17 protein-coding genes are annotated in these 16,775 nt (G+C 47.1%); 16 read left to right on the top strand and 1 reads right to left on the bottom strand.

What is annotated here, in order from left to right; all coding sequences use genetic code 11:
* Positions 1 to 54: 54 nt before the first annotated feature.
* The 8 genes from thpR to VST71_11770 all read left to right on the top strand — a co-directional run bounded on the left by thpR (position 55) and on the right by VST71_11770 (position 8,573).
* Positions 55 to 618 carry an RNA 2',3'-cyclic phosphodiesterase gene (gene thpR, locus VST71_11735; protein ID MEC4686390.1) on the top strand — a complete coding sequence of 188 codons (564 nt, stop codon included), beginning with the start codon at positions 55 to 57 and terminating at the stop codon, positions 616 to 618.
* Complete coding sequence (gene recA, locus VST71_11740; protein ID MEC4686391.1) at positions 618 to 1,628, top strand: recombinase RecA; 1,011 nt, start codon at positions 618 to 620, stop codon at positions 1,626 to 1,628. Before thpR ends, recA begins: the two co-directional genes overlap by 1 nt.
* Complete coding sequence (locus tag VST71_11745; GenBank protein ID MEC4686392.1) at positions 1,615 to 2,769, top strand: PilT/PilU family type 4a pilus ATPase; 1,155 nt, start codon at positions 1,615 to 1,617, stop codon at positions 2,767 to 2,769. Before recA ends, VST71_11745 begins: the two co-directional genes overlap by 14 nt.
* Positions 2,702 to 3,214, top strand: coding sequence for a regulatory protein RecX (locus VST71_11750; GenBank protein ID MEC4686393.1), 513 nt, complete (start codon positions 2,702 to 2,704; stop codon positions 3,212 to 3,214). Before VST71_11745 ends, VST71_11750 begins: the two co-directional genes overlap by 68 nt.
* A 61-nt stretch (positions 3,215 to 3,275) precedes the next feature.
* Positions 3,276 to 3,611 (top strand): hypothetical protein, encoded by a 336-nt coding sequence (locus VST71_11755; protein ID MEC4686394.1) that lies wholly within the window; start codon positions 3,276 to 3,278, stop codon positions 3,609 to 3,611.
* Positions 3,612 to 3,806: 195 nt separating this feature from the next.
* A complete protein-coding gene (gene alaS, locus VST71_11760; GenBank protein ID MEC4686395.1) occupies positions 3,807 to 6,446 on the top strand; it encodes an alanine--tRNA ligase in 2,640 nt (879 codons plus the stop codon).
* A gap of 94 nt (positions 6,447 to 6,540) precedes the next feature.
* Positions 6,541 to 6,870, top strand: coding sequence for a phasin family protein (locus VST71_11765; GenBank protein MEC4686396.1), 330 nt, complete (start codon positions 6,541 to 6,543; stop codon positions 6,868 to 6,870).
* Entirely contained in the window at positions 6,870 to 8,573 is a 1,704-nt protein-coding gene (locus VST71_11770; GenBank protein ID MEC4686397.1) for an AarF/ABC1/UbiB kinase family protein, read from the top strand. Before VST71_11765 ends, VST71_11770 begins: the two co-directional genes overlap by 1 nt.
* 4 nt (positions 8,574 to 8,577) lie before the next feature.
* On the opposite strand, the gene VST71_11775 is transcribed toward VST71_11770, so the two are convergent.
* A complete protein-coding gene (locus VST71_11775) occupies positions 8,578 to 9,561 on the bottom strand; it encodes a DUF3187 family protein (GenBank protein MEC4686398.1) in 984 nt (327 codons plus the stop codon).
* 174 nt (positions 9,562 to 9,735) lie between these two features.
* Between VST71_11775 and VST71_11780 the strand changes: the two genes are divergently transcribed.
* Genes VST71_11780 through VST71_11815 form a run of 8 tightly spaced genes read left to right on the top strand, consistent with a single transcriptional unit; the run spans position 9,736 to position 16,633 of the window.
* Positions 9,736 to 10,263, top strand: a complete 528-nt coding sequence (locus tag VST71_11780; protein ID MEC4686399.1) for an epoxyqueuosine reductase QueH — start codon at positions 9,736 to 9,738, stop codon at positions 10,261 to 10,263.
* 37 nt (positions 10,264 to 10,300) lie between these two features.
* Complete coding sequence (locus tag VST71_11785; protein ID MEC4686400.1) at positions 10,301 to 11,302, top strand: SpoIID/LytB domain-containing protein; 1,002 nt, start codon at positions 10,301 to 10,303, stop codon at positions 11,300 to 11,302.
* A 9-nt stretch (positions 11,303 to 11,311) separates the two neighbouring features.
* Complete coding sequence (queA, locus tag VST71_11790; protein MEC4686401.1) at positions 11,312 to 12,385, top strand: tRNA preQ1(34) S-adenosylmethionine ribosyltransferase-isomerase QueA; 1,074 nt, start codon at positions 11,312 to 11,314, stop codon at positions 12,383 to 12,385.
* Positions 12,382 to 13,008, top strand: coding sequence for an SPOR domain-containing protein (locus VST71_11795; protein MEC4686402.1), 627 nt, complete (start codon positions 12,382 to 12,384; stop codon positions 13,006 to 13,008). Before queA ends, VST71_11795 begins: the two co-directional genes overlap by 4 nt.
* Before the next feature lie 4 nt (positions 13,009 to 13,012).
* Positions 13,013 to 14,026: a PhoH family protein gene (locus tag VST71_11800; GenBank protein ID MEC4686403.1), complete on the top strand. Its 1,014-nt coding sequence runs from the start codon at positions 13,013 to 13,015 to the stop codon at positions 14,024 to 14,026.
* Positions 13,950 to 15,575 carry an HDIG domain-containing metalloprotein gene (locus VST71_11805; GenBank protein ID MEC4686404.1) on the top strand — a complete coding sequence of 542 codons (1,626 nt, stop codon included), beginning with the start codon at positions 13,950 to 13,952 and terminating at the stop codon, positions 15,573 to 15,575. Before VST71_11800 ends, VST71_11805 begins: the two co-directional genes overlap by 77 nt.
* Complete coding sequence (gene ybeY, locus VST71_11810; protein MEC4686405.1) at positions 15,493 to 15,957, top strand: rRNA maturation RNase YbeY; 465 nt, start codon at positions 15,493 to 15,495, stop codon at positions 15,955 to 15,957. Before VST71_11805 ends, ybeY begins: the two co-directional genes overlap by 83 nt.
* Positions 15,935 to 16,633: a diacylglycerol kinase gene (locus VST71_11815; protein MEC4686406.1), complete on the top strand. Its 699-nt coding sequence runs from the start codon at positions 15,935 to 15,937 to the stop codon at positions 16,631 to 16,633. Before ybeY ends, VST71_11815 begins: the two co-directional genes overlap by 23 nt.
* The last annotated feature ends 142 nt before the right edge of the window (positions 16,634 to 16,775 follow it).

The following is a 16,775-nucleotide window of genomic DNA, read 5'->3' on the forward strand; positions in this document are numbered from 1 at the left end:
GGCAAGTGGTAAATGATAAATGTCAAATGATAAGTGGTAAATGGTAAGTGGTAAATGAGATGTTTTATTGCTATAGATATCGGGGAGGAGATGAAAAAGGAGCTGGATGCCTTTATGAAAGGTCTGAAAAAGCTTGCCCCGGACGTTAAGTGGCTCTCAGGGAATCACATTCACCTCACCCTCAAATTTCTGGGCAATACAGACGAAAACCTCGTGGAGAGGATAAAGGCATCCCTGGAATCTGTTGCTTCATGCCACAGGAAATTCAATCTGACAGTGGCAGGCGCGGGGGGTTTTCCGGATTACTCGAGACCCCGTGTCCTCTGGGTTGGAATTAACAGGTCTGAAGAGTTGAATCTTTTGTATAATAATATAGAGTCGGCAATGGAACTGCTCGGATTTGAGCGGGAAACGAGAAAGTTCAGGCCCCACCTGACCATTGCAAGGGTGAAGTCACAAAAGGGACTTCCACCTCTGCTGAAGGAAATCAGAGGATGCAAAGACAAGGAGTTTGGTAAAATAGAAGTATCCGAGGTCTTATTGATGAAAAGCACACTTAAAACCACCGGAGCTGAATATGAAAGGCTTTGTTCAGCCACCCTGGGGAAGGAGGATTGATGGATAAAGACAAGGCCAAGGCCCTTGAAATGGCCATATCACAGATCGAGAGGTCCTTTGGAAAAGGGGCCATCATGCGCCTGGGGGCAAAGGGGGTAGTCGAGGGCATTCAGAGTATCCCCACCGGTTCTCTCGGGCTTGACATTGCAACCGGGATAGGGGGATTTCCCCGCGGCAGGGTTGTTGAGATATACGGACCCGAGTCTTCGGGAAAAACAACCCTTGCACTGAACGCCATAGCACAGGCACAGAAGACCGGTGGGGTAGCTGCATTTGTTGACGCAGAACACGCCCTCGATATTAATTATGCAAAAAGAATAGGCGTAAACATTGAAGACCTCCTTGTATCACAGCCCGATACAGGCGAGCAGGCACTTGAGGTAACCGAGGCACTTGTAAGGAGTGGCGCTGTGGATATTGTAGTTGTTGACTCCGTGGCAGCCCTCGTTCCAAGGGCGGAGATAGAGGGAGATATGGGAGACAGTCTCCCGGGGCTGCAGGCAAGACTGATGAGCCAGGCCCTCAGGAAACTGACAGCAGCCATATCAAAGTCTCTGACCACGGTGGTCTTTATCAACCAGTTAAGGATAAAGATCGGGGTGATGTTCGGCAATCCGGAAACCACCACTGGCGGAACGGCCCTGAAATTCTACTCCTCCATGAGGCTTGACATCAGAAAGATCGACAGTATCAAGAACGGCCAGGAGATGATCGGCGGAAGGGTGAGGGTAAAGATGGTGAAAAACAAGGTTGCACCCCCGTTTAAACAGGCAGAGTTCGACATTTATTATAATGAGGGGATCTCCAGAGAAGGCGAGCTCATTGACCTCGGGGTACAGGGTGACATAGTCGAGAAGTCAGGGGCGTGGTATAGTTATGGTGGCACGAGAATAGGTCAGGGACGGGAAAATGCAAAGGACTACCTGAAAAAAAATCCTGAAATGGCACTTGAGATTGAAGACAAGGTTCGCGAATCCTTTAATATCAGGAGGAACAATGGAAATCAATGAACTTCTGAAAGAGGCTTATTCGAGACAGGCTTCCGATCTTCATATCAAGGTAGGGTCTCCACCTGTGCTGAGGATTCATGGTGAGCTTGTCCCACTGCAAGGCATACAGAGAATAACACAGGAAGAGGCCCTCAAGATGGCTACTATCGTCATGAGTCCGGGCCAGAGGGAGCTGTTCAAGAAGAGACACGATATAGACCTCGCCTACAGCGTACCGGGACTCGGAAGATTCCGCTGCAATATACTTATCCAGCGCGGAACTATCGGCCTTGTCTTCAGGGTAATACCCATGAAAATACCTACACTGGACGAGCTTAACCTACCGGAGGTCCTGAAAAAAATAGCCCTCGAGCCCCGAGGATTAATCCTCGTCACCGGAACAACAGGCAGCGGCAAGTCTACCACCCTTGCTGCGATTATTGACCATATCAATAATAACCGCACGAATAACATCATTACAATTGAAGACCCGATCGAGTATCTCCACCGGGACAAAAAGAGTATCATTAACCAGAGAGAGGTCGGCTCTGATACAGAATCCTTCAGCAAGGCCCTGAGGGCCGCCCTCCGTCAGGACCCGGACGTCATACTGGTAGGAGAGATGAGAGATTTCGAGACCATACAAACAGCAATCACTGCCGCTGAAACAGGACACCTTGTTCTAAGCACACTACATACCACTGACGCCACAGAAACTGTAAACAGGATAATTGCGGTCTTCCCCCCGTATCAGCACAAACAGATACGGACTCAGCTTTCATCTGTAATAAAAGGAATCGTCTCCATGAGACTTGTGCCAAGGGCTGATGGCAGCGGTCGTGTCCCTGCGGTAGAGGTACTCATGGCAACCGAGACCATTAAAGAGTGTATTTTTGACCCTGACAAGACAAAAATGATCTCTGATGTTATTGCAAAGAGCAAGGTTCATTACGGAATGCAGACCTTTGACCAGTCCATTTACGATCTCTTCAAGTCCGGGCTTATAACCTATGAAGAGGCACTGATGCGCGCGACCAACCCTGATGATTTTACACTTAAGGTAAAAGGAATCCAGTCGACAAGTGACCTCACCTATGAAGATATCGAACAACAAAAGCAAGGGTCAAAGAGCGGCATCCCGATCGAGCGATTCCACCAGTAGTGCCAGGGGCTATGCCTTACGGCTCCTGAGTATCAGGGGAAGGAGTGAAAGGGAGCTCAGGGACCGTTTAAGGAGAAAGGGGTTTAAAGAAGACACCATCGATACAACTGTCTCGGCACTAAAAGAATTCGGCCTTATTGATGACCCGGCACTGGCAGATGATCTCATATCGTATGCCGTTAATAGAAAAAGCCTTGGCACAAGAGGAGTAAGAGCCCTGCTTCAAAAAAGAGGAATACCTGAGGATATTATTAACTCTTCGGGCATTGATACAATTGACGAGACAAAGAGTGCCGAGGAGCTTGTCCGGAAAAAGGTCAAGCTCTTTAAAGGACTTCCAAAAGAAAAGGTGATGAGGAGGCTCTACGGTATGCTGCAGCGGAGAGGGCATTCCTTTGAGACCATAAAGAGGGTTTTGGATGGAGAGAGGAAGAATCTGGAGTGAGGAAGTGATGGAGGATTGGAGTGATGGTAAATATATTAGACATAAATCAGGAGGTTGCGTTATGAAGAGGTCTTTACTGCTGTCTTTCTTGGTCTTTGTCTTATTCGCCGGCTGCACCAAGGCGATAAAATACACCTATGAGGAGATCAAGGACTACCCGCCACAGATTCAGGAACATATCAAAAAGGCCGCAGTGGTCACCGGCATGACACTCCAGCAGGTAAGATATGCCTGGGAGGCACCAACCATAGTAAAAGTCCTTAAACCAACACCTGACGGAAAGGACAGAGTCCAGTGGGAATATGACAGGTGGGGCGGGATGTTCAAGACCATACTGAGATTTACAGACGGCAAACTCACAGAGATAGTGAGTACGGAGCCGGGAATTGCAAAATAAGCAGGCTGGCAAGCTGGCAAGCGAGCAGGCTGGCAAGCTTAAAGGATAATAGGGCTGGCAGAATAAACAGGCTGACAAGCTTAAAAACTTAAAGGATTAAAAGCTTAAAGGATTAAAGGACTGAGCATTTTGTCGTTTTGTCTGCTTTCTGGCTTGTTAGCTTGCCAGCCAAAATATAAAAAACAAAGGACTTTTATGACGAGTAGAGAGATACGCGAGAGTTTTCTCCGGTTTTTCGGGGAAAGAGATCATGCGGTTGTAAAGAGCTCACCCCTTGTTCCCCATGACGACCCTACCCTGCTCTTTACCAATGCAGGAATGGTACAGTTCAAAGGGGTGTTTCTCGGAATCGAGAGCAGGCATTACAGGAGGGCCGCCTCCTGTCAGAAGTGTATGCGTGCAGGGGGAAAACACAGTGACCTCGAAAATGTTGGACATACGGCAAGGCACCACACTTTTTTTGAAATGCTCGGAAACTTCTCTTTTGGAGATTATTTCAAGAAAGATGCTATATCCCTTGCCTGGGAACTACTGACCGAATGGTTTAAACTGCCGAAGGAAAGACTCTATGCCACTGTTTATGAAGAGGATGACGAGGCAGAGAGGATATGGAAGGATGAAACCGGCATTGAACACTCCAGGATTGTCCGCCTTGGCGCAAAAGACAATTTCTGGCAGATGGCTGATACAGGACCCTGCGGACCCTGCTCCGAAATACTTATCGACCAGGGAGAATCCGTGGGTTGCGGCAGCAAGGAGTGTGCACCCGGGTGTGACTGTGACAGGTTCCTTGAACTCTGGAACCTCGTCTTCATGCAGTACAACAGGGACGAAAAGGGGAACCTTACACCTCTGCCGCATCCAAGCATAGATACGGGAATGGGGCTTGAACGTATCACGGCAGTACTTCAGGGCAAATTGAATAACTTTGACACTGACCTCTTTGAACCTATCATCAGGGAGATATCCACTCTTTCAGGTATAAAATACGGAGCTTCTCCGGACACAGACGCATCCATCAGGGTGATAGCCGATCATGTCCGCGCAACAACCTTCCTGCTCTCTGAAGGTGTTGTACCTTCAAATGAAGGACGGGGTTATGTGCTCAGACGGATAATCCGCAGGGCATCAAGACATGCAAGGCTTCTGAACCTGCATGAACCGTGTCTTTATAAAATCGTCATCCCTGTTATTGACTCAATGGGCGACCTCTATCCGGAAATCACAGATGAAAGAGGGAGGACCCAAAAACTCCTCAGGATTGAAGAAGAAAATTTTACAAGGACAATTGAGCTCGGGATGAATATACTTGATGATGTTATTGCAAAGATAAAAAAAGAGGGAGAAACAGTTATTCCCGGTGAAGAGGTCTTCAAACTCTATGATACATATGGCTTTCCCCTTGACCTTGCACGGGATATTGCAATGGATGCAGGTTTAAGCATCGATGAAGAGGGGTTTCAGCGGGAGATGGAGATGCAGCGCAATAGGGCAAGGGCTGTATGGAGTGCGGAAGATCGTGCACTGACCTCTGTCTATGCTGAAATCGTCAAAGAGACCGGTGAAACGGAATTCACGGGCTATAACACTTTAAAAACTGAAGCATTAATTAAGGCATTGATCAAAGAAGGACGTCCAGTGGAGGAGTTGGCAGAGGGTGAAGAGGGAGAGATAATCCTTGACAAGACGCCGTTTTATGCCGAGTCCGGAGGCCAGGCGGGCGATGCCGGCATAATGGATACGGAAGAAGCCCATGTATGGGTCCTTGACACCAAAAAACCGGTTCATGGCCTTCACGTGCATCGCGTAGAAATAAAACGCGGAAAGGTCAGAAAAGGGGAACGGGTTACCTGCAGTGTTGATGAAGAGAAAAGAAGGGCTACCATGAGAAACCATACAGCCACCCACCTCCTGCACAAGGCATTAAAGATAGTTCTTGGTGAGCATGTCAGGCAGGCAGGCTCATGGGTAACCCCTGAAAGGTTGAGATTTGACTTTACACACTTCTATGCCCTGCAAAAAAACGAGATAAAGAAGATTGAAGATATAGTAAACGAAACAATCCTCGACAATCTCCCTGTCCGGACAGATGTCATGTCCATTGAAGAGGCGATGAAGACCGGGGCGGTTGCCCTCTTTGATGAAAAGTACGGAGAAACCGTCCGGGTCGTCTCAGTAGGAGACTTCAGCAGGGAGCTCTGCGGCGGCACACACTGCAGGGCAACAGGTGAGATAGGGCTCCTTGTAATTGTCTCGGAAGGAAGTGTTGCCTCTGGCGTCAGGAGGATAGAGGCGTTAACCGGAAGTGAAGCCCTTGAATACTTCAGACAGAAGGCATATGAACTTGATTCGATAAAAGAGCTGCTGAAGACGGAAACACCCCTGCAAAAGACGGAAAAACTCCTCTCTGCCATGAAAGCACTCGAGAAGGAGGTTCAGAAACTCAGGACTGGCACCTCAAGCGATGCAATTGCAGAGGCGCTGAAAGAGGCAAAGGAACTGAATGGTGTAAAGGTCATAAAGACAAGAAAGGATGGCCTTAATCCAAAGGAACTCCGTCTGCTGGCAGATAACATAAAGGACCGCATTCAGTCGGGTATCATTATAGCTTCATCAGCAATTGACAGCCAGGCTGCCATAGTCTGCATGATAACAAAGGACCTGAAGGGCCACTATAATGCCGGAGAGATTGTAAAAAGACTTTCCGCCCTTGCAGGCGGCAAGGGGGGTGGCAGGCCGGACATGGCTCAGGGTGGCATCAAAGAGGTGAAAAAACTTGATTCTGTCCTCGATAAAGTGTACGATATAATAAAGGCCACGCGGGGCAATGGGTAATTTCAGGGAATCAGGATATTAATGACCTACCCCCATGCCCCATAAATTATAACCTTATTAACCCTAATTTAAGCCGTAATGGAAAGGAGGTTTTATGACAATTTTCGATGTTGTCAGGAATGCATTACTTGCCGGTTTTGGAGTTCAGGAAAAGATAAAGGAATCGATTGATGAACTCGTAAAAAAGGGTGAATTGAGTGAAACCCAGGGGGCAAAGCTTGTGAAGGAGTGGTCTGAGAAGGCGGAAAAGAGTTCCGACGAACTGACGAAGAGCATATCCGATGTCCTTGCAAAGACGCTTGAGAAGATGAACCTCCCCACAAAGGAAAATATTGAGGATTTAAACAAGAAGATTAAGGCGCTCTCTACGCGGGTCAAAAAGCTTGAAGCTACCATTGAAGGGTCTGAGCAGAAAGGCACTTAATGCTCCTTGAATTCCTCAGGTTAAAAAGAACATACAGGAACATCAGCAGGATCCGCCAGATTGTCAATGTATTCCTCAAACACGGATTTGGCCAGTTCATAGAACAGCTGAACCTCCAGAGGGTAGTACCATTCAGGAAGAGGCTGAAGATTCTCGGCGCACCACCCGAGTTAGCCGGGCACACAATCCCTGCAAGATTAAGGCTCGCCTTTGAAGAACTTGGCCCTTCTTTCATAAAGCTGGCACAGGTACTTGCATCAAGGCCCGACCTCATAACAAAACCCTTCGCAGATGAATTCAAGAAACTGCAGGACGAAGTGCCTCCCTTTCCTTTCCACCATGTACGGCAAACCATAAAGGAAGATTTAGGGCTTTCTCCTGAGGATCACTTCGAAAGCATTGATGAAACACCCATTGCTGCAGCCTCTATCGCCCAGGTACATTATGCAACCCTGAAGGATGGAACCCCTGTTGTAATAAAGGTGCAGAGACCCGATATCAGCGATATAATAGAAACAGACATTATTATCCTGAAGGCCATCAGCTCCCGGATGGTGAAATATATTCCGGAAACAGAGTTCTTTAATCCCACGGGTATTGTTGAAGAGTTTTCAAAGACTATCAGAAAGGAACTCGACTTCACGGAAGAGGGGAAAAACGCCTCCAGGTTCCGCAGGAATTTTGCAGGACATCCTCACATTTTTATACCCTCGATATTCCCGGACCTCGTCTCAAAGAGGCTCCTCGTAATGGAGCGGATAGAAGGCGTCAGGATTGATGACATTGAAGGCATAACCCGTCTCGGCCTTGACAGGACCGAGATCGCCAGAATAGGAGTGGCTGCCTATTTCAAGATGTTTCTTGAGGACGGTTTTTTTCACGCAGACCCCCATCCGGGCAACCTGTTTGTTATGCCCGACGGACGCCTGGGCCTTGTGGATTTCGGTATTATCGGATGGCTCTCCCCTGATATGATGGAAAGCATTGCCTCAGCCCTTGTAGCCCTTGTAAAAAAAGACTTCGACTCCCTGATCGATGAGTATATAGCCCTCGGCCTCGTCACGGAAGATGTAGATATAGAGGCGTTTAAACGGGAATTCAAGGCTGATATTATAGACTTCCTCATTCCCCTTTATGACCTCACAATCTCCGAGATAAATATTGCCCAGTACCTTGACACCCTGATGCACGTTGCCATAAAACACCGCATGAAGATACCCTCGGATCTGCTGCTGCTCAACAAGTGCATGCTTATACTCGACAGTATCGGCAGGGAGCTTGACCCTAACTTCAACTTCATAAGTATTGCAGAACCCTACGCATCGCGCCTCATAAAAAGCAGGTATAACCCGAAGAAAATCTACAAACAGATGGAAAAGCAGATCAAAGACCTGACGGACTTCGCAACAACCACACCAAAACAGGTGAGAATCCTCATGAGAAAGGCCCTGAAGGACGACCTCCATATAAAGATGACCCCTTTGGGGCTCGACCGCCTTATAAGGGATATCGACCGCTCAACCAACCGCCTCGCCTTCAGTATTGTTATTGCAGCCATTATCCTGAGCTCTGCCATACTTACCCTCTCGGAGACAGGTGGCCGTGTCTTTGACATACCACTGCTGGGTCTTGCAGGGTTCCTGATGGCCTTCATGCTCGGGCTCTGGCTGCTTTATTCGATTATACGTTCGGGAAGACTCTGAAGAATTAAAATTTATACCTGTATCCAAATCCAACCATAAAATCAGGGGCTCCTGCGGTATTTGTATCTTCCGAGAAGGAAAATTCCAGGAATCTTCCGGGATTAATCCGGTATCTGCCGCCAAGGCTCAGAATCGTAGCAACTTCATCTATGGCCCTGATGCCTGTATTCTTAAAAGGCGAACCCTGAATAAAAAACTGGGTATTAAGCGAAAGACTTCCGGAATAAAGCCACTCCACACCCACTGCACCATAAAGATAGTCCTCAAGGTCGATCGTCTCTTCACCCCTGAAACTGTCAGTAAAAACAGCCCCTGCATTAAAATATGTCATGAGCCTGTCACCAATGCCTTTATTTACGAGAAGGGCAACACTTGTATCCAGGGCTCCGTTTCCGTAACCGCTTTCCGGATCACCCGTTGGAAATTCGACAAAACCGTAGATACTCACATAAGGGTCTTTGACGTAAACTGCCTTTTTAATTCCCATTCTTATATCACCTAAGGCTATCTCTCCGGATTTACCGGCAACAACCGTCCTGCCGTTATGAGTGACCTCAAACAGGAAATCATTAGGGGGCCTGTTACTCCTGCCATAATCAGGAAATCCAAAGGCACTGTGATAAGACTCCAGAAATCCGTCCAGAAACCCGCTGTTAAAACTTATAACAGGAAGGTCGAGACTTAGTTCAAACGAATCACCAAAAAAAAGCCTTTTTATCTGAATATCCATAATTGCGGCCTCTAAATCAAGGTTAAAGGACCAGTCTCCTGATGTTTTAACAAGATAGGTACTTGAATACATGAGATTGAGGCCAATGGAGTTTTCAGTCTCGGCAGATATAATTGAAGGACTTCCAATTGCAAGAAAGAGCGGAAAGCTATTTCTTATATTGAGGGGGACCTCAAAACCCCTGACTGTGCCTGCTGTACCAAGAAACGAGACCAGACACAGAATAATGGCAATCAGGTTTTTTTTATTAGTACGCATCACATAAACCTTTTTTGTTGTCACATCCTTCTATCCAAAACCAGGGATAAATGGTTGTTGGAAGCAATATGTTTGAGGTTTTTATCGGTGAATCCGGGCTCTAATTTCTCATATACTACAGAAATGAATTGATATAATAGTGCAAAAGAAATTATACTAAATATCAGTAGACTAATGCACCTCCTTATGCATATATGCTGTGCCAACTGTGCACTCTATCCACTGAAAACGCTTAAAGACAGGGGCATAGAGGTCCAGGGGTTATGGTTCAATCCAAACATCCACCCCTTCACTGAATACAGTGCAAGGCTTGATGCCCTCAGGGAACTGCAGAAATCCTGGAAACTCGATATTCAGTACATTGAAGATTATGGGCTGAGGGAATTCGTAAGGGAGGTCGCCTACAGGGAGGATAGCCGTTGTTCATACTGTTATCAGGTCCGTCTCGAGAAGACAGCCAGGAAGGCCCGGGAACTCGGCTTGGATGGTTTTACAACAAGCCTCCTTGTCAGTCCCTATCAGAAATTTGACATGATTGTAGAGACAGGACAGAGCCTTCAGGAAAAGTATAATATTGAATTCTTCATCGAGGACTTCAGGCCCGGCTGGAAGGACGGCGTAAAGCTCTCAAGGGAGCTGGGTCTTTACAGGCAAAAATACTGTGGCTGCATATACTCAGAGATGGAGAGGTATACGAGTTAGGGAGTGATGGAGGGGTGGAGAAGTGATGGAGAAGTGGATGAAAGCAATAGTATTTATAGTTATCATGGTCTTGAGTTCCCTTTCCGTGGCTCATGCCAGGGACATACGGGTTCTTATACTCAATAAACGTTTTTCAACAACTCCTGATACTGAAACAACCATCAAAAAGATAGGGAATTTCAAGGGCGAGCTGCTTGTCAGTGGTGTCCGTTACCTGGGCAACATCGAGATATGGAAGGGGGAGAAAGGGCTTTATCTCATAAATGAGGTGCCTCTTGAAGATTATGTCAGAAGCGTCGTCCTCTCAGAGGTTGCCGACGGCTGGGAGATGGAGGCTTTAAAGGCACAGGCCGTCATAGTAAGGACCTATGCTGTAAAGTACATACAGAAGGGCACCAACAGGCTGTACCACCTCACATCATCCACACTCCACCAGCTTTACAGGGGCGATAACTCCGACAGTGGGGTTTCCTATGCCGTCATGCAGACAAGGGGCGAAATCCTGACCTACAACGGTGAACCGATCGAGGCCTTTTATCACTCCACCTGCGGAGGTAAAACAGAAGTGGCAGAAGAGGTATTCGGAAGGGCTTATCCATACCTGAAATCAGTCTCTTCCGACTGCTCAATCTCTTCATACTGGATCTGGCAGAGACGGCTCAGTATAAGGAAGATCGAAAAAAAACTTGGCCTCTCCGGACTCAAGGATATCAGGATAAGCAGTTATACAAAAACCGGACGAGTTAAGGATCTGACATTTATTACTGAAAATGGGACAAAGGTGATACCCTCAAAAGACCTCAGAAGGTTTCTGGGCTGGAAGACCCTTCCAAGCACCTGGTTTAGTCTCAGAAAAAATGGCAATACATTTATCTTTGACGGCAAGGGGTATGGCCACGGTGTCGGGCTCTGCCAGTGGGGGGCCCAGCAGATGGCAAAGGATGGAAAAACCTACAAGGAGATACTCTCCTTCTATTACCCGGGAACGGTTATAAAACTGGACGATAAATTCATGCCGCTAAGTCAGAAAAAAGACTGAAACCCTATTATGAAGCTGAACAGTTTTGATTTTGAGTTGCCGGAGGAGCTTGTAGCAAGGGAACCTGTCCTGAAGAGGGACTTTTCAAGGCTCCTGGTCCTCAGAAAAGACGGCTGCATTGAAGACAGGCTATTCACTGATATCAAATCCTATTTCAGAGAGGGTGATCTTCTTATACTCAATAATTCAAAGGTAACCCCTGTAAAACTTTCGGGCAAAAAAACCACGGGCGGCAAAATCGACATACTCCTGGTCAAAAAGGCCGCTGACAACAGCTTTTCTATCCTCTCACAGGGCAGATACACCGGCAAGGCCTATTTTGACGGAGGGGTTGAGGCTGAGATAGTTGAAGGAAGCTCTGCAAGGTTTAATACCGGAGACGTCGAGGGCTTCATCTGGAGATACGGCAATATGCCGCTTCCGCCTTACATTAAAAGGAGGCCTGATGAGAGAGACAGGAGCTGGTATCAGACGGTGTATGCAGCAAAAGAGGGCTCTATTGCTGCGCCTACTGCAGGCCTCCACTTTACAGAAAGACTCCTGAAGGAACTCGGATCAATGGGTGTGATTATAAAAAAGCTTACCCTGCATGTCGGCATCGGAACGTTCATGCCTGTAAAAAGCCCGAATATCGGGAATCACAGGATGGAGCCTGAAGAGTTTGAGGTAGAACCCGGGCTTGCAGACCTGATAAGGAGGAGACGAGAGGAAGGGGGAAGGGTCTTTGCAGTTGGAACCACAACCACAAGGACCATTGAGTCCCTGATGAGCGGCCATTACAGGGATTGCAGATTAAAAAATGCCGACCACCCCGTTCATGAATCAGGCTCAGGACAGGCACTGACAGGCACAGGAGTTCAGGAGTCTGAAAACATAAGAGGGACAACCGACCTCTTCATATATCCCGGGCACAGGTTCAGGGGAGTTGATTGTCTGATAACAAACTTTCACCTGCCGAAATCCACTCCCCTTATGCTTGCAAGTGCCTTTGCTGACAGAGAGAAGATACTGACGACATACAGAAAGGCCATTGCATCAGGTTATAGATTTTTCTCCTATGGTGATGCTATGCTTATTTTATGAATCCAAAATTCTATCACAAAATCCCTGCTGATTTTATGACTGGCAAGGCAATATTGATTCTGATCGTAACACTCTGCAGTGCCTTCAGCTTTTTACTCGGATATTTTGTCGGCAAGAGCCAAATGGAGCCCCCACCTGCCCTCATGTCAATGAATACCCTGACAGTACCTGATGAAAAGGCCCGTGACATATCCCTGCAGGATAAAAGCCTGCAGGCAGACGACCTGCTTCCTACCCCAGCCATAGAAAGCAGGAAGAACAAGGATACCCCCCCTGCCCTTGCAGCTAAAGCCGGGGCAGGAAAGGAGAAGATATACAGGAATAACAGCAAAGGCAGTGCTGAAAGAACTCCAGGGAAAAAGAAGACAGAAGTCAGAAAAAAGACCTCCCTGTATTACACAATTCAGGTTGGCGCCTTCAGAAACAAACAGCAGGCTGAAAAACTGAAGAATCAGCTCAAAAGAAAGGGGTATAGTGTAAAAGTCACTTCAGCCGGGAAAAACAGAACCCTTTACCGGGTATGGGTGGGCAGATTCAAGGCAAGGAAGTCTGCTGAAACTGCAGCCATAAAACTTACAAGGGCTGAAAAATTGAAGACCCTGGTCTTGAAGACGGAAAGATAGGGATATGGAAAGCGTAATTCTGGAAATCGAGATAGAGACTGATAACGAGGCGGACTTTTCCTACTCGGGAATTGATAAAAGCTTTAAACTTATTGAAGACAGTCTTGGTGTCCTCATCAGCGCAAGGGGAAACAAACTATTTATAAAGGGGCCTGCAGAAGCAACCCGAAAGGCAAAGAAGTTAGTTGAAGAGATCAAGGATATCAACCGGCAGGGTTATGTCCTTAAACCGGACGATATAAGGTTTGCCATTAATGCCATATCAAAGGGGGAGGAAACGTCCCTCAAAAATCTCTTTCTGAACCACATCCCTGTTTCATCAAAGAAACGTTTCATTATTCCCAAGACCGAGGCCCAGAGGAAGTATATAGAGGCCATCAGGACATACGACATCGTATTCGGCATCGGACCTGCCGGAACAGGCAAAACTTACCTTGCTATGGCCATGGCTATAAATGCATTACTGAAAAAGGAAGTGAGCCGCATAGTGCTCACAAGACCCGCTGTTGAGGCAGGCGAGAAGCTGGGCTTTCTGCCGGGGGATTTATATGAAAAGATTCACCCCTATCTCAGGCCCCTGTATGATGCCCTTTATGATATGGTGGACTTTGAAAAGGCAACCGGACTTATAGAAAAAGGTATAATAGAGATTGCACCCCTTGCCTATATGAGGGGACGGACACTCAATGATGCATTTGTAGTACTTGATGAGGCCCAGAACACCACATCTGAACAGATGAAGATGTACCTTACACGCCTTGGGTTCAATTCAAAGACAGTTATAACCGGGGATATCACACAGATAGATCTCCCGTCCGGAAAGACCTCGGGACTGATAGAGGCGGAAAAAATACTATCCTCCATAGAGGGGATAAAGCTCATCTATTTCACTGAAAGAGATGTAGTAAGACACAGACTTGTACAGGATATAATAAAAGCATATGAGAGATTTGAGAAACGGACAGAAAAAAGAACCGACAATCCGGAAGATAGGCAAAAGTTATACAAGGAATTTTAACAGAAGCCATGCCGTAAAACTATCAATGATTCTCCTGTTCGGACTCGCTGCATCACTTACTGTCCAGGGGAGTTTCGGACTTCAGCATATAATCGGCGGCTTCTTTATAACAAGCCTTTTATTCCTGATCTTCTACAGGGATATACTGCGTTACAAGCCTGATTATATAAAGAAATACAGGCTGCTTCTCCTCCTGGGCTCCCTTGTTATACTAACGCTCGTACTCGGCAGGAGTTTTCAGTACTTCTTCCGGCACTTCACCCTCGGGTTAGGCCTCTTCCCCTCAGGAACCGCAATTTACGGGATGCCTATCGCTGCAGGCGCCATACTGGTAGCTCTCATCTTTGATTTTCACACTGCCATTATCTTCTCGTTCATAGTCAGCCTCCTTACAGGACTATGGACAGGGGAACCCCTGTATCCCATTTATGCCTTTGTGGGCAGCCTTGTGGGCGCATTCAGCATCATGAAATGCAAAAAGAGGACCGATATACTGAGGAGTGGGGTCTATGTCAGCGCAATTAATGTATTCACTCTCATAGGCATTCTCCTTTTTACCAACAGGCTGTTTGACGACTATGCACCCATAGCCCTCCTCTACGCTGCTACATCCGGCATTGTAGTCTCTGCCGTGGTCTCCCTTATGTTGCCTGCTATCGAGTATTTCTTCAAGGTAACCACTGACATTACACTGCTTGAGCTGCTTGACCTCAACCAGCCCATAATGAAAAACCTGCTGATAGCCGCTCCCGGAACATATCATCACAGCATTATAGTGGGAAACCTCGTTGAGGCAGTTGCCGAGGATATCGGAGTAAACCCCCTGCTTGCAAGGGTAAGCGCTTATTATCACGACATCGGCAAGATGAAAATGCCTGAATACTTCGTGGAAAACCAGAAAGGTACTGTCAGCAGGCATGACAGGATAACCCCGCATATGAGCAGCATGATACTGATGGCCCATGTGAAAGAAGGTGTGGAGATCGCACGGGAATATAAACTCCCCGAACCCATTGTGGACATCATCCAGCAACATCACGGCACCTGCCTCATGACATATTTTTACCAGAAGGCCAGAGAATCCGAAAACGGGGAACCGATTGAGGAAAATTACCGCTACCAGGGCCCAAAGCCCCAGAGCCGTGTGGCTGCGCTTGTGATGCTTGCCGATGCTGTTGAAGCAGCATCAAGGGTACTTCAGAACACTACACCGGCACGGATAGAATCCCTGGTAGACACGATAGTTAATCATATATTCCTTGATGGACAACTGGACGAATGTGAACTGACTTTGAAGGACATATCCATCATAAAGAAAAAATTCACCTATGTCCTGACCGGTATCCTGCACAAGAGGATCGAGTATCCGGGGTTCAATTTTGAAGAGAAGAAAAAAGAGAAAATTGTACCCGGAGAAGAAGTAACTCTTAGTAACAAAAACATCAGGATTGAGGTGCCCACTCCGGATGAAGATTCTAATAAAAAATCTCCAGAAAAAGGTAAAGATCAACCAGAGAAGAGTGACCCGTCTCTTAAATCAGCTCGGTAAAATACTGGATATTGACAGGGTTGAACTGAGCATTGTCTTTGTTAACGACCGCAGGATGAAGGAGTTGAACAGGGTCTACCGGTCCATTGACAGGACAACGGATATCCTCTCTTTTCCGCTGTATAATTCAGTGAAAGATATCCGGAAGGGTTTAAAAACCCTTCCTGGAGAAATCCTGCTGGGGGATATAGTCATAAACCTTCACAGGACTGCCCAACAGGCAAGGAAACACGGCAACACCTTTTATGAAGAACTCACCTTTCTCTTAATTCATGGCCTCCTGCACCTTATCGGATACGACCATGAGGTAAATGCATACCAGGCAGGAAAGATGAGAAAAAAAGAACTGGAGCTTATAGATGCCCTTAAGAAAATGGGTTAATTCCGCAAATCATGCTATAGAAGGTGTCCTGCATGCGGCAAGGACACAGCGGCATGTGAGATTCCACCTCCTGGCAGCCTCCGGGATATTAATTTTGAGTTTCATTCTTGGAGTCAACAGGGACGAGTTTATCCTGATCTCACTTATTGCAGTTATGGTAATCCTTGCAGAGATGCTGAACTCGGCTTTGGAGGTGACTGTGGATATCATTTCGCCCCAGAAGAGCGAGAAAGCCAGGGTGGCAAAGGATATTGCGGCCGGAGCAGTCCTGATTACGGCCTTCGGGGCCTCTATCATCGGATATAGCATACTTGCCCCTTACATAAAAAAAACATTCTCCGAAGGTCTGCATATCGCAAAACATACAGGTGAGGATATCGCAATCATTGCCCTGGTCATAGTCCTGATCCTGGTGGTGATAACCAAGGCACATTTTGGCAAGGGACATCCCCTGAGAGGTGGAATGCCAAGCGGACATGCCGCACTGTCATTCTCCGTATGGGTATCTGCGACTTACATCAGTGAGAACTACATAATCTCGATCCTGACCTTTATCACTGCCGTGGCAATCGCCCAGAGCCGGCTTTCAGTCAAGGCCCATAATGCATGGGAGGTTATTCTGGGCGCACTCATGGGATCACTGATCACGTTCGTGCTTTTTAAGGTGTTTTATTGAGGAAGGCGGCCTATCTGACCTATCTGACCTATCTGACCTATCTGACCTATCTGACCTATCTGACCTATCTGACCTATCTGACCTATCTGACCTATCTGACCTATCTGACCTATCTGACCTATCTGACCTATCTGACCTATCT

Source organism: Nitrospirota bacterium (assembly GCA_035873375.1).
Classification (GTDB): Bacteria; Nitrospirota; Thermodesulfovibrionia; order Thermodesulfovibrionales; family JdFR-85; genus BMS3Bbin07.

Coding starts and splice junctions, on each gene's coding strand:
- thpR (MEC4686390.1), top strand. CDS start 55: ATGAGATGTTTTATTGCTATAGATATCGGGGAGGAGATGAAAAAGGAG.
- recA (MEC4686391.1), top strand. CDS start 618: ATGGATAAAGACAAGGCCAAGGCCCTTGAAATGGCCATATCACAGATC.
- VST71_11745 (MEC4686392.1), top strand. CDS start 1,615: ATGGAAATCAATGAACTTCTGAAAGAGGCTTATTCGAGACAGGCTTCC.
- VST71_11750 (MEC4686393.1), top strand. CDS start 2,702: ATGAAGATATCGAACAACAAAAGCAAGGGTCAAAGAGCGGCATCCCGA.
- VST71_11755 (MEC4686394.1), top strand. CDS start 3,276: ATGAAGAGGTCTTTACTGCTGTCTTTCTTGGTCTTTGTCTTATTCGCC.
- alaS (MEC4686395.1), top strand. CDS start 3,807: ATGACGAGTAGAGAGATACGCGAGAGTTTTCTCCGGTTTTTCGGGGAA.
- VST71_11765 (MEC4686396.1), top strand. CDS start 6,541: ATGACAATTTTCGATGTTGTCAGGAATGCATTACTTGCCGGTTTTGGA.
- VST71_11770 (MEC4686397.1), top strand. CDS start 6,870: ATGCTCCTTGAATTCCTCAGGTTAAAAAGAACATACAGGAACATCAGC.
- VST71_11775 (MEC4686398.1), bottom strand. CDS start 9,561: ATGCGTACTAATAAAAAAAACCTGATTGCCATTATTCTGTGTCTGGTC.
- VST71_11780 (MEC4686399.1), top strand. CDS start 9,736: ATGCACCTCCTTATGCATATATGCTGTGCCAACTGTGCACTCTATCCA.
- VST71_11785 (MEC4686400.1), top strand. CDS start 10,301: ATGAAAGCAATAGTATTTATAGTTATCATGGTCTTGAGTTCCCTTTCC.
- queA (MEC4686401.1), top strand. CDS start 11,312: ATGAAGCTGAACAGTTTTGATTTTGAGTTGCCGGAGGAGCTTGTAGCA.
- VST71_11795 (MEC4686402.1), top strand. CDS start 12,382: ATGAATCCAAAATTCTATCACAAAATCCCTGCTGATTTTATGACTGGC.
- VST71_11800 (MEC4686403.1), top strand. CDS start 13,013: ATGGAAAGCGTAATTCTGGAAATCGAGATAGAGACTGATAACGAGGCG.
- VST71_11805 (MEC4686404.1), top strand. CDS start 13,950: ATGAGAGATTTGAGAAACGGACAGAAAAAAGAACCGACAATCCGGAAG.
- ybeY (MEC4686405.1), top strand. CDS start 15,493: ATGAAGATTCTAATAAAAAATCTCCAGAAAAAGGTAAAGATCAACCAG.
- VST71_11815 (MEC4686406.1), top strand. CDS start 15,935: ATGCCCTTAAGAAAATGGGTTAATTCCGCAAATCATGCTATAGAAGGT.